The sequence below is a fragment of the Gracilibacillus oryzae genome, assembly GCF_009498735.1.
Classification (GTDB): domain Bacteria; phylum Bacillota; class Bacilli; order Bacillales; family Amphibacillaceae; genus Gracilibacillus; species Gracilibacillus oryzae.
On the sequence record NZ_ML762426.1, the window covers coordinates 277,070 to 290,004 of the forward strand.

Genomic DNA, 12,935 nt, shown 5'->3' on the forward strand with positions numbered 1-12,935 from the left:
GGAACCCTTTTGGGAAAATGAAAGGAATGAATTCAATGAATTACGGCTACATAAGGCCCTTATATAATGATCCTAATTCAGAACATCAATTAAAAAGACTGAACGATAAGTGTGAAATGATCTATAAAGAAGAACATGGCTCACCTAAAAAGAGGCATCAATTAGAATCGCTGCTGATGGAAATGCAGCCAGGTGATTCAATTACTGTGGAAAGGATGATCGTTCTGGCTGATTCTTTTCACAATTTTATGGAATTATTAAAAGTATGTGAAAAGGACAACGTAACCATACATTTTTTGATGGAGGGGCTCCAAAGTGATCAGTTACTGCATATTCAGCTGAAAGATGTCATGGAATACATATTGGCATTTCAATCAGATATTATAAAGCAATCAACAACTATCGGTATGAATCAGGCAAAGAAACACGGCAAATCAATAGGTCGCCCAAAAAAGTCAGATGATAATATTAAAAAGGCGATTTCTATGTACCATGACGGGTGTAAACTGATAGATATTAAAAATCAGACAGGCATAAGCAAGTCGACACTTTACCGTTATTTGGAGTCTGATGCAGGGCAGTAAGATTGTCCTGCTGTATTTATTTCTGCTGAAGCGTATGTAAAAATTTTATTTAATTTTGAGAAACCTTCTTAAAAACAAAACCTCAATTATCCACTTTACCAAAGCCTCTATTGCAGAAAAATAATAAACTAGTGATTTAAAAAAATAGGATATTTTATGATAATTGGCAGTATTTGAAAGATATTCTCTGAAATTCTATGAAAACAGAAATTGTTCACGCTTCCATTCCGTTTTGCTAATTTTGTGAACTGTGTTAAGTTCATTTTGTTCACGCCGGAATTTTCTCTGAAACGCTCAGGGAAGCAAAAAAAATAAGGAAGAGGTGCTGCATGAACAGAGTGGAAAAAATTAAATATGAATGGTTTGGCAATGTAAGAGGTGATGTGTTAGCAGGTATTGTTGTTGCCTTAGCGTTGATTCCAGAGGCAATTGCTTTTTCCATCATTGCAGGGGTTGATCCAATGGTTGGCCTGTACGCTTCATTTTGTATTTCTGTCATTATCGCCTTTATTGGTGGGAGACCTGGGATGATTTCTGCCGCAACAGGAGCAATGGCATTATTGATGGTTTCATTAGTAGCAGATCATGGGCTGCAATATCTATTGGCAGCAACCATCTTGACAGGGATTCTCCAGTTCTTGTTTGGGGTATTAAAGTTAGCAACTTTAATAAAATTCGTTCCTCGTTCTGTCATGATTGGATTCGTTAACGCGCTTGCTATTATGATCCTTACCTCACAGTTTCAGCATTTTAAAGGGGAAAGCTGGATTATGTACAGTATGGTCGCATTGACATTGGCTATCATCTACCTTTTGCCAATGGTTACAAAGGCGGTTCCATCCACTTTAGTTGCCATTATTGTAGTAACTGCCATTGCAGTGTTTGCTGGACTAGGAATTCGTACAGTTGGAGACTTAGGAAACATTACTTCCCAATTACCTGTCTTTATGCTGCCGGAAATTCCTTTGACATTTGACACATTGATGATAATTTTCCCATACTCGTTGGCGTTAGCGATTGTTGGTTTGCTAGAATCATTGTTAACAGCTAACATTGTTGATGATATGACAGACACGGGAAGTAACAAAAACAAAGAAAGCCGTGGCCAGGGGATTGCGAATATCGTCACAGGTTTCTTTGGCGGAATGGCTGGTTGTGCAATGATTGGACAATCCGTCATTAATGTGAAATCTGGCGGGAATGGTCGTTTGTCATCGTTAGTTGCAGGGGTTTTTCTCATGTTTTTAATTATTGCATTAGGTGGTATTGTTGTACAAATTCCAATGGCTGCATTAGCTGGTGTCATGATCATGGTATCGATTAGTACTTTTGACTGGTCATCCTTGCGCAACCTGCATAAAGTCCCTAGAACAGATGCCATCGTAATGATTGCAACAGTGATCACTGTAGTTGTTACACATGACTTATCTAAAGGTGTTTTACTAGGTGTTTTATTAAGTGCCATTTTCTTTGCTGCAAAAATTTCCAAGGTAAAAGTAAAAAGTTATGCCACGACTGATGGTAAGAAGAAGATTTACCAAGTGGATGGACAGATTTTCTTTGCCTCTGTTAATGATATGGTTGAAAAATTCGATTTCACTGAATCTATTAATGAAGTAGAAATCGATCTGACAAATGCCCATCTCTGGGATGACTCGGCTATCGGTGCTTTAGATAAAATAGAGACAAAGTTTGAACAGAACCATGTGAAGGTAAAGTATAAAGGATTAAATGCCGAAAGCAGATTGCTAAAGAGAAAAATCGGTGGTCTATCAAAAGCTTCCGGTCATTAAAAGCAGGAGAGGTGAAGGGTTTGTATAACAAAATATTGCTTGCAACAGATGGTTCAGAGCACTCCATTCGGGCAGCATCACACGCGATAAGTCTTGCTCAAGTTGATAACGGAATGATTGATATCGTGTATGTCGTGGATGGGGAAACTTCCAAGTCGGATGTACTTCATAGTGTTGATAAATATGAAGTGAAAAAAGAGAGAGAAGAAATGCTGCAGCCTATTAAGATGAAGATTGAATCGGCAGGTATAGCTTCTGAATTGCATCTTCTCCATGGCGAACCTGGCCCAACCATTGTTGAATTTGCAAATGAAAACCATTATGATTTAGTAGTTGTCGGGAGCAGAGGCCTGAACAAATTGCAGACACTAGTTATTGGAAGTGTAAGTCACAAAGTTATGAAACGGGTGGACTGTCCCGTTTTAGTTATAAAATAAGGAGAAGGCTGGGACAGAACAATATTACACGCAACAAAACCCGAACATTTTTTCATGTGTTCGGTTTTTTGTTCATGCAAAAAGTTGGGTCATATTTCGCTCCGTCAAAACATTTCGCTTTCACCACGGGCATAAGTGCGACATCTACTCAAGCACACTAAGCTTTCGTAGTGTGTTCTTTACCGCGGGCACGGCCTTAGCTTCCTCGGAAAGCAAAGTCCGCTTTCCTGCGGGATCTTCGGCTCGCGCTGTTCCCGCAGTCTACATGTTTTGACTACGCTTAGTAAGTGCGTTCATTTCTACAAATCGTATCGTTCGCATTTTAGGTAAAGCCTTTTAATTTTGTCCCAGCCTTTTTTCTATATCTAAAAGTTTTACTTAAAACAGTATAGCTTCTAAATTATTTCAAAAATTCATTGTTGACAAAATACCTAGCAGGGTATATGATGAGCTATGTAAGAAAAAATGATTCGACTAAGAGGGTAGAGACTCACTTTTTTTTGATTTCAATTATACCCCTAGGGGTAGTTAGAATGCCGGAATTATACAGGAGGATTAACATGTCAGAAAAGAAAAAAACGACGATTGTTTTATTCAGCGGAGATTACGACAAGGCGATGGCAGCTTATATTATTGCAAATGGTGCAGCTGCCTATGATCATGAAGTGACCATTTTTCATACTTTCTGGGGCTTAAATGCATTAAGGAAAGATGAGAATATCCAAGTGAAAAAGGGTTTTATGGAAAAGCTGTTTGGCAAGATGATGCCAAGAGGTACAGATAAAATGGGACTGTCAAAAATGAACTTTGCAGGTTTTGGGCCGAAAATGATTAAAGGTGTAATGAAAAAACATAATGCCTTGCCATTGCCTGATTTAGTAGAAATGGCAAAAGAACAGGATGTAAAACTAGTCGCATGTACGATGACAATGGATTTATTAGGACTTCAAAAAGAAGAACTCTTAGATAATATTGATTATGCTGGCGTTGCAGCTTATCTAGGTGACGCTGAAGATGGAAATGTGAACTTATTTATCTAAAGATGGTTGTTTGACATGTCTGGCGGAAATGTAAGGCAAGGAGAAAAAGAATCAATATTTTTTTGAATAAAAATATACCCGTACAGGTATTGGAGGATTTGATATGGAAAACGTAAAAGCAAATGTTTTATTGGATGCAAAAGGTTTAGCTTGTCCGATGCCGATTGTGAAAACAAAAAAAGCGATCAAAGATTTAGAAGCAGGACAAGTCATTGAAGTACAGGCAACGGATAAAGGATCCACAGCGGATATGGAAGCTTGGGCCAAGAGCTCTGGACACTTATATTTAGGCACACTAGCGGAAGGTGACATTCTAAAACATTTTATAAGAAAAGCTTCGAGTGATGAAGACACAGTTGAAAAGAAACATCCGCTGACGGCTACTAACGAAGAATTAGCATCAAAATTAAATGAAAATATTATAGTTCTTGATGTAAGAGAGTCAGCAGAATATGCATTTAATCATATTCCCAGCGCCATTTCGATCCCTTTAGGAGAACTGGAGGATCGTTTAAGTGAGCTGAATAAAGGCGATCAGATTTATGTGATTTGTCGTACTGGGAGTAGAAGTGATTTAGCAGCTCAAAAGTTAGCAGACAATGGTTTTGAAGATGTAATGAATGTACTGCCGGGTATGAGCAATTGGTCTGGTGAAACGGCTAAATTAGATAATTAACAATGGTTGGAAATGGGGCAGAGGCATTGATGTAGGGAAGAGCCTGTAACAAATATTATACCATAGGGGGTAATGTTGTATGACGGTAAATACGATGAGTTCACATGAAGTGACAAGAAAGATCGTGCAAAAGGAAACATTATTTATTTTGGATGTTCGCAATGAAGATGCATTTGCTGATTGGAAGATTGAAGGAGCTAACTTTGATTATCTGAACATTCCTTACTTTGAACTGCTGGATGGAGTTGAAGAGATAATTGAAAAGCTTCCGGCTGATAAAGAAATTTTAGTTGTATGTGCGAAAGAAGGTTCATCGGTTATGGTAGCCGAAATGCTTTCTGAAGAAGGGTGGACTGTTTCTTACTTGCAAGGTGGAATGAAAGCATGGAGTGAACACCTGGAACCCGTTAAAGTTGGAGATCTTCGAGATGGCGGAGAAGTATATCAGTTTGTCCGGATCGGTAAAGGCTGTCTTTCCTATATGGTCATTTCTAATGGCGAAGCTGCTGTTATTGATGCCACACGTATGACAGATATTTTCACAGACTTTGCTGCAAGTAAAGGGGTAAAAATCACCAACGTATTTGATACTCACTTACACGCGGACCACATTTCTGGCGGAAGAAAAATTGCGGAGCAAACAGGTGCCATGTACTGGCTGCCTCCAAAAGATGCTGAGGAGGTAACGTTTACGTATGCAGCGCTGGAAGATGGAACGGTTGTAACAATCGGGAATACTGCTATCGATATTCACGCACTGTATTCACCGGGACATACCATCGGTTCAACATCATTTATAGTAGAGGAAAAATTCCTGTTGTCAGGCGACATTCTATTTATTGATTCAATCGGACGTCCGGACTTAGCAGGAAAGGCGGAAGACTGGGTTGGCGATTTAAGAGAAAGTCTCTATTCTCGATACAGAGAATTATCCGGGGAATTAGTCGTATTACCTGCACACTTTATGATAATGGATGAATTGAATGAAGATGGCAGTGTTTCAGAACAACTAGGGACACTTTTTAAGAAAAACCATGGATTAAAGATGGAAGATGAAGAGAAATTTAGAAAACTGGTTACAGAGAATTTACCACCACAGCCAAATGCTTATCAGGAAATTCGGAAGATAAATATGGGTAAAATCATGCCTGCAGAAGAAGAACAGCGAGAAATGGAAATTGGGCCAAACCGTTGTGCGGTCCGTTAAGCAAAATTCAATAGTAATTAATTTTTAGGAGGAATGGAAAATGGATGTAAATAAAGTATTGGATGCAAAAGGATTAGCTTGTCCCATGCCAATTGTAAAAACAAAAAAGGCAATGAACGATTTGGAAGCAGGTCAAATATTGGAAGTGCACGCTACAGATAAAGGTTCGAAGAGTGATTTAACAGCATGGGCCAAATCTGGCGGTCATGAGTTAATAAAAGATACCGAAGAAAATGATGTGCTGAAATTCTGGATTAAGAAAGGATAAAAAGCTGGGAACCATATGGATGGTTCCCTTTACTTAAGGGGGAAAGCATAGAATGGATATCAGTTTTATCATTACTATATTTTTAATCGGCTTTATTGGTTCCTTTATTTCCGGAATGTTAGGAATAGGCGGTTCGATTATTAAATATCCCATGCTCTTATATATACCGCCATTATTCGGTGCAGCCGCATTTACCGCACATGAGGTATCAGGAATCAGTGCTGTACAGGTACTGTTTGCAACTATCGGTGGTGTCTGGGCATATCGAAAAGGTGGCTATTTAAATAAGACACTGATTGTCTATATGGGGATTAGTATACTTATTGGCAGCTTCATTGGTGGTTTTGGATCGAAGCTATTATCGGAAAGTGGCATCAACTTAACTTACGGTATGTTGGCTTTAATAGCTGCAGTGATGATGTTTGTGCCCAAAAAGGGAATTGATGATATCCCGTTAGATCAGGTAACATTCAATAAATGGCTGGCAGCAATATTTGCATTAATTGTTGGTATTGGAGCAGGGGTTGTTGGAGCTGCCGGTGCGTTTTTATTAGTGCCGATTATGCTGGTGATTTTAAAAATCCCGACTAGAATGACGATTGCTTCCTCATTAGCCATCACCTTTATTTCATCAATCGGTGCCACAGCGGGCAAAATCTCGACAGGGCAGGTGGAATATTTTCCGGCTGTCATTATGATTATCGCCAGTTTACTTGCATCACCATTAGGTGCCAATGCTGGAAAAAAATTGAATGCGAAGACATTACAAGTTATTTTAGCCATACTGATCGCCGGAACTGCGATTAAAATCTGGATGGATATTTTTTAGTATAGACGAACTAATAGATCCAATGGCAACAAGGTAATTGAAGCGGGAGATATAATAGGACAATTAATCTTCAGCATACGAGCGGATCATCGAGAATATATCCACTTTACTTTCTTATTATACCGTGGTACATTGAAGATAATTAGATTTAAATGATGAAAATTAAAAATTAAATTTGAGGTGTTTTTGTGAGTGTCGTAGGTTCTAAATAAGGAAAACTTAATGAAATAAATTTGATGATAAATGGGATTTTATGGAATTCATATCCTTCGTTTTGTCATGGATTTATTTCAGTACTTATGAAGATACCTACTATACTTTATTAACCGTGTAATTATTTTGAGATAGCTATCCTTATTTAGATGGCTTATTTCGATGTATCTGTTTACTGCGCGGGCCTTATAAATGTAAAAAGCTGTGGTATCCCCGCAGCTTTTTTGTGCTTATTTTTAAATTTCATTGGAATCTAAGAAGGTAGGCATCTTCATATGCGATAGTAAATAAATCGTTGTGAGGAGAATAGAAAATGAATAAGATAACGTATGAAAAGTTACAATATAACGAATTAAAACAACTAGTGAAGTCTCATTGTGTAAGTGGACTAGGAAAACAATTATTAGATAAATTGAAGCCAAGTTCCAACATCAAAGTAGTAAAAAACCGGTTGAATGAAACAACAGAGGCGCGGGCAATATTAGATGCAGAAGGGCATGTGCCATTTTCAGGAATTTCCAATATTCAAAGCATTATTCAAAAACTTGAAAAAGGGATCATGCTGGAACCAGGCGAATTGGTCAGTACATCGGATTTTTTAAGAGGATGCAGTAAAATGAAAAGTTTTATGTTAAAAAGGGAATTCTTTGCACCTGTGCTGGCATCGTATGCGAATTCAATGTCGGAATTTCAAAGTGTAGAAGAAGAAATTAACTTTTCCATTAAAGGAAATAGCGTTCATTCAGCTGCAAGCAAAGAATTAAAGAGAATACGAAGTAGTATGGAATCAACAGAAGAAAAAATTAAAGATCGTTTAGATAAATTTTTAAAAAATAGTGCGAATAAGAAGTACATTCAAGAATTTTTTATTAGTAAAAAAGATGAGCGATATACGATTCCAATTAAAGCTTCATATAAAGGTCAGGTCTCAGGAAAAATAATCGAAGTTTCTTCTAAAGGTTCTACGGTCTTTATCGAACCAAATACGATTACAAAATTAAGTGATGAACTCGCAAGTTTGAAAGCTGAAGAAGCAATAGAAGAATATCAGATATTATCGACTCTATCAGGAATGCTCTTAGAGAACATTTATGAAATTAAGATAAACTTAGACCTTATTAGCCAATATGATATGGTATTTGCCAAAGCCAAATTCAGCAGGCTGATAGGTGGAATGGAGCCCAGATTAAATAATCAAGGATATATTAAATTAGTGAATGTTAAACATCCACTTTTAGCAAGCGATGCTGTACCACTTAATTTTGAGATTGGGAAAGATTATCGCAGCTTAATTATTACGGGTCCCAATGCTGGCGGAAAAACCATTGTTTTAAAGACAATTGGATTATTAACATTAGCAACTATGTTAGGGCTTCATATTTCTGCTGATAAGGGAACGGAGATTGCGGTATTTGAAAACATCTTCGCAGATATCGGAGATAATCAAAGTATGGAAAATGCATTAAGCACCTTTTCCTCACATATGAAACATCTCGCAGAAATTATGAGCCTGTCAGATAATAATACGCTATTACTATTTGATGAAATAGGCAGTGGTACAGAACCAAATGAAGGAGCTGCCCTTGCTATTTCAATATTGGAGGAATTTTACTATATGGGATGTATAACTGTAGCGACAACTCATTATGGTGAAATAAAACGTTTTTCCGAATTGCATGATGATTTCATGAATGCAGCAATGCAATTTAACAACGAAACATTGGAGCCAATGTATCAATTAGTGATAGGGAAATCAGGAGAAAGCAATGCGCTTTGGATTTCCAAAAAGATGAACATACAGGAAAAAGTATTAGAAAGAGCAAAAGAATATATGGAAAATAAAGATTATCATTTAGAACGTGTGAATGGGGATAAGATCAGGAAGCCTAAGGTTGTCCATGAGAAAACGGAAGAGATGTACGAATTTAAGAAAGGGGACAGGGTAAAATTATTAAACCAAGATGACTTTGGAATTGTATATAAAGAAATGGATAATTTCTATAATGTTGTGGTGTTCTATAATGGAGAATTTATTGAAGCAAATGTTAAGCGGATTTCCCTTGATATATCAGCGAAGGAATTATATCCAGAAGGGTATGATTTAGAGACATTGTTTATCGATTACAACACTCGGAAAATGGAGCATGATATAAAGCGGGGTTCGAAAAAAGCCCTTCGGAAAATACAAAAAGAAATTAGGGAAAATAGAGATTGAGATAAGTCTATAGTCGAACCCTAATTAGCTAAGATTAACATATGCAGCTGAAGCTCTTCACGATGAATTGTTAAATCCCTGGATATTTCACATTTAATTTTACCAACAATGGTTGAGGAACCTCACTGTCAGTGACTACAGAAGTGCTTTGCTAATAAAGCACTTCTGTAGTTATTATTTAGAAGAAAGCTATTCTCAAAAAATACAAATCCTCTTATGCTGTTTCAACAGTTTTCTATGTAGTCACATAGTCAATTTCAAAACCTAGATCTTTAATCATTTGATGATCCCTAGATCCTTCCTGACCAGCTGTAGTCAAGTAATCTCCTACAAAGATTGAGTTTGCTGGGTACAGACCGAGTGGTTGAAGGCTTCTTAAGTTAACCTCTCTTCCACCAGATATCCGGATTTCTTTTGTTGGATTAATAAAACGAAACAGACATAGCACCTTTAGACAATACATAGGATTTAATTCATCCGTTCCTTCGAGTAGTGTACCATCAATAGCATGCAGAAAGTTAACAGGTATTGAGTCTGCATCAAGCATTTTTAGTGCACGTGCCATTTGAATAACATCTTCTTCTTTTTCCTTCATTCCCACAATAACCCCTGAACAAGGAGATATTCCAGCATGTTTCGCGTGGTTAACAGTTTCCACTCGATCATGATACGTATGACTCGTTGTAATGTTATGATGATGCTGTTCGGATGTGTTGATATTATGGTTATAGCGATCTACCCCAGCTTCTTTTAATTGTCGTGCTTGCTCAGGTTTCAATAAGCCCAAACATGCACAAATTTTCATATCGTAATTTTTTTTAATTTCTTTAACGGCTGAGGTAACAATATTGAGTTCTCGATTTGTTGGTCCACGGCCGCTTGCCACGATACAATAGGTACCGGACTGAAGCTGGTCAGCTTGTCTGGCTCCTTCGATAATGGTGTCTTTGTCCATCATCCGGTATTTTTGAATCGGTGCGGAAGAATCTCTTGATTGGGCACAATAACCACAGTTTTCGGGGCAAAATCCTGACTTTGTGTTAATGATCATATTTAACTTTACCCGATTTCCATAATAATGCTTGCGTACTTGATAAGCGCTGTGTAATAGTTCTAATATCTCTTCATCAGGACATCTTAAGACAGTGTGTGCTTCCTGGTCTGTTAGTTCTTCACCTAGCAGCACTTTTTCAGCTAAAAAATTCCAATTATTCATATTATCCCCCTTTAGGCAACTTTGTTTTGGTTTCGATAGGCACTTTTGGATAGAACACTTTTTTCAAGACGATGAGCCATAAAGCCTGCAAAGATAGTTAAAACAACATCTTTTGGTAAAGGGAACATCATCCAATACCAAACCATTTGATAGTTAAACCCATCTGGTGCATCAAACCAAAGCATATAAGCAGCATACATCCAATTTGTACCAAAAATATAATTGATCGCCATTGCTAATAAAGCAGCCGCAATGTACATAGGAAAAGTCCGATTTTTTTCAACGAGCTTACCTGCTAAATACGCAATCAGTATAAACGATAAGATAAATCCGAAAGTGGGAGATAGCACCACTGCTGCCCCTCCTTTAAATTGAGCGAAAATGGGTGCCCCGGCTAATCCTAAAATTATGTATGAAAACATAGACAGAGCACCGACCCTGCTACCTAACATAAGTCCTGCTAAGATAGAAAAAAATGTTTGTAATGTGATTGGTACTCCGCCAACTACCATAAAAGGTGCAATAGCTGTGATATTTGCGCCGATAGCCATCAATGCGACAAACATACTCCCCATAGTAAGGTCCAGTGGAGTCCAATGCTTTCCTTTTTGCATAAATCTTCCTCCTTTTTATAGACTAGCTTAGTAGCTAACACAATAATTGTCAACCTTTAATTTATTTGAGTTAACAATAGTTGTTTAGACGTGGTATAAACTTTTGTAGAAAAAATAAAAGAAGCTGCCAATACTCAGTGGACTAAAGAGTTAATAAATTTACCAGTAAGAGGGTGAGCATGACATTACAAAAAAGCTCGCTTTTAGCTTAAAAAGAAATAGCGAGTTGAGAGCAGCGTATTTTCTGGCTATTTTTTATTTGCCAAAAAGCGATGGAAAGCTGAATTAATCATTGTTGCAGGGATATGCCGATCTAAGGCCAGCTTAGTATCATAATTTAAAGAGCAAATAATCTACAGCAAACAGGAGATAGTGGAGTTACTACTGTGACTGCATAGTAGACGGATACTGCGTAATATATTTTTTACATAATTATTGGAAAAAAGAACAATAATTTCTTATATTTTGGTATGATTTAATTGTGAAGGAGTCATCGATTTATAGTTTTGTCACACACGGAGGAGGAAAAGATATGAAGAAAAAAATTATCTGGTTTGCCATGGGTTTAATTATATTCGTTACCGTGATGGTTCCTATTGGTTTCTTTTATGTGCTCTACAACGGAAACCCTTATACAAACTATATAGCGGATAAGAATGTTCCAGTATATTTAGAGGAAAAGGGATACACGGAAAACGATATAATAGAATCGCATTTTATAGCACCGAAACACATCATAAATAAGGATTTTTATCAAGGTCATTATATGGTTATCTTTCAAGACGAACCAGATTTGACGTATTATTATGGCATAACCAAAAAGGGAAAACAGGTTATGCAATTCTGTGAAAAAGACAAATTATCATCTGATGGTGTTTCAGAAATAGTTGAAAGTAAAACAAAATACAGTGAGAAAAAATGTGTTAATTCTCTCGATAATCGAGATTAAGGCATAAGGTGGATTCATTAGATGCTTCATGCATCCTTATCCTTATTAGGTCGTGATTGATTAATAAGCGTCTGTGTTGTTCCCAACTTCAAGGCGTTGGATAAACAAGCTCTCTCATTTTTAGTGATGCATAGTACAAATATACTGTTTAAGAATTTCTAGGACGATTACTTTTATTAAGTGATCGTCACTTCTACGTATTTGACTGATACTACGCAGTAATGATTTCCAAAATGTTGTAAAAATTGACCAAACAATCACTATCTTCTGGTATGATTTTTGTATAGAGATTTATGATATTATGAAGTGTTGATCTTTAACTAAAGAGAAGTTTAGTTGAAGAATCAAAATTAAACTCTGATCAACAAACGAGCCATTTTGTTGAACAGTGAAACGTAAATATAGTTCAATCCGTATTAAAGAGGTGACAATGAAATGGGGTACCTCAATTCTTACGGGAGGGTGAATGGTAAAAATGAATAAAAAGGTATTTAACATAATCGGATGGATTTTGCTTATAGGAATGGGGGCTTCTTGGATTGTAATTGACTATTCAAGCTGGTACGTATTGTTTCTTCCATTGGCTTATATCTGCTTTTCAATTAGTGACGGTAGTATTAAAAAAGCAAAAAAGATAAGAAAAATGTCGATATCGCAAGTAGTTTTAATCTTGCTCTCGTTTGTTGTATCGGTGGGTATTGTATTTGGTCTTATTCAATTAGCTAATTATGTGATTAACGATAGTTTACACCTAACAGGATGGATGAAGACATTCAGCCAGATTATTGCTGTTATTCTTTCGTTATACCCTGTTAAGTTTACATTTGGTAGTGTTGTTTATAAAGTAACCAGTGATTTAAACGCTAAAAGATCGTAAGTTCAGACTATGCTATC

13 protein-coding genes are annotated in these 12,935 nt (G+C 36.9%); 11 read left to right on the plus strand and 2 right to left on the minus strand.

Annotation, left to right across the window (positions count from 1 at the left end):
• Nucleotides 1-35: 35 nt before the first annotated feature.
• From F9U64_RS06775 to F9U64_RS06815, 9 genes are all read left to right on the plus strand, one after another.
• Nucleotides 36-584 carry a recombinase family protein gene (locus tag F9U64_RS06775; RefSeq protein WP_194287299.1) on the plus strand — a complete coding sequence of 183 codons (549 nt, stop codon included), beginning with the start codon at nucleotides 36-38 and terminating at the stop codon, nucleotides 582-584.
• A gap of 329 nt (nucleotides 585-913) precedes the next feature.
• A complete protein-coding gene (locus F9U64_RS06780; RefSeq protein WP_153402244.1) occupies nucleotides 914-2,377 on the plus strand; it encodes a SulP family inorganic anion transporter in 1,464 nt (487 codons plus the stop codon).
• Nucleotides 2,378-2,397: 20 nt separating this feature from the next.
• Nucleotides 2,398-2,814, plus strand: a complete 417-nt coding sequence (locus F9U64_RS06785) for a universal stress protein (RefSeq protein ID WP_153402245.1) — start codon at nucleotides 2,398-2,400, stop codon at nucleotides 2,812-2,814.
• 560 nt (nucleotides 2,815-3,374) lie between these two features.
• Nucleotides 3,375-3,854 carry a DsrE/DsrF/DrsH-like family protein gene (locus F9U64_RS06790; protein WP_153402246.1) on the plus strand — a complete coding sequence of 160 codons (480 nt, stop codon included), beginning with the start codon at nucleotides 3,375-3,377 and terminating at the stop codon, nucleotides 3,852-3,854.
• Nucleotides 3,855-3,957: 103 nt separating this feature from the next.
• Nucleotides 3,958-4,530: a sulfurtransferase TusA family protein gene (locus F9U64_RS06795; RefSeq protein WP_153402247.1), complete on the plus strand. Its 573-nt coding sequence runs from the start codon at nucleotides 3,958-3,960 to the stop codon at nucleotides 4,528-4,530.
• Nucleotides 4,531-4,609: 79 nt separating this feature from the next.
• On the plus strand, nucleotides 4,610-5,737 hold the full coding sequence (locus F9U64_RS06800) for an MBL fold metallo-hydrolase (RefSeq protein WP_153402248.1): 1,128 nt from the start codon (nucleotides 4,610-4,612) through the stop codon (nucleotides 5,735-5,737).
• Between the two features lie 40 nt (nucleotides 5,738-5,777).
• Nucleotides 5,778-6,005 carry a sulfurtransferase TusA family protein gene (locus tag F9U64_RS06805; RefSeq protein ID WP_153402249.1) on the plus strand — a complete coding sequence of 76 codons (228 nt, stop codon included), beginning with the start codon at nucleotides 5,778-5,780 and terminating at the stop codon, nucleotides 6,003-6,005.
• 52 nt (nucleotides 6,006-6,057) lie between these two features.
• Complete coding sequence (locus F9U64_RS06810) at nucleotides 6,058-6,834, plus strand: sulfite exporter TauE/SafE family protein (RefSeq protein WP_153402250.1); 777 nt, start codon at nucleotides 6,058-6,060, stop codon at nucleotides 6,832-6,834.
• A gap of 526 nt (nucleotides 6,835-7,360) precedes the next feature.
• A complete protein-coding gene (locus F9U64_RS06815) occupies nucleotides 7,361-9,262 on the plus strand; it encodes an endonuclease MutS2 (RefSeq protein ID WP_153402251.1) in 1,902 nt (633 codons plus the stop codon).
• A gap of 235 nt (nucleotides 9,263-9,497) precedes the next feature.
• Here F9U64_RS06815 and bioB read toward each other — a convergent pair whose 3' ends face one another.
• Both bioB and F9U64_RS06825 read right to left on the minus strand, forming a co-directional pair.
• The gene (gene bioB, locus F9U64_RS06820) at nucleotides 9,498-10,478 is read right to left on the minus strand and encodes a biotin synthase BioB (RefSeq protein ID WP_153402252.1); all 981 of its coding nucleotides are present in this window, start codon (nucleotides 10,476-10,478) and stop codon (nucleotides 9,498-9,500) included.
• Nucleotides 10,479-10,489: 11 nt separating this feature from the next.
• The gene (locus F9U64_RS06825; protein WP_153402253.1) at nucleotides 10,490-11,092 is read right to left on the minus strand and encodes a biotin transporter BioY; all 603 of its coding nucleotides are present in this window, start codon (nucleotides 11,090-11,092) and stop codon (nucleotides 10,490-10,492) included.
• A gap of 532 nt (nucleotides 11,093-11,624) precedes the next feature.
• Between F9U64_RS06825 and F9U64_RS06830 the strand changes: the two genes are divergently transcribed.
• Together F9U64_RS06830 and F9U64_RS06835 are read left to right on the plus strand one after the other, a co-directional pair.
• Nucleotides 11,625-12,041, plus strand: coding sequence for a DUF3139 domain-containing protein (locus F9U64_RS06830; protein ID WP_153402254.1), 417 nt, complete (start codon nucleotides 11,625-11,627; stop codon nucleotides 12,039-12,041).
• A 475-nt stretch (nucleotides 12,042-12,516) separates the two neighbouring features.
• On the plus strand, nucleotides 12,517-12,918 hold the full coding sequence (locus F9U64_RS06835) for a disulfide bond formation protein DsbD (protein ID WP_153402255.1): 402 nt from the start codon (nucleotides 12,517-12,519) through the stop codon (nucleotides 12,916-12,918).
• Nucleotides 12,919-12,935 lie beyond the last annotated feature (17 nt).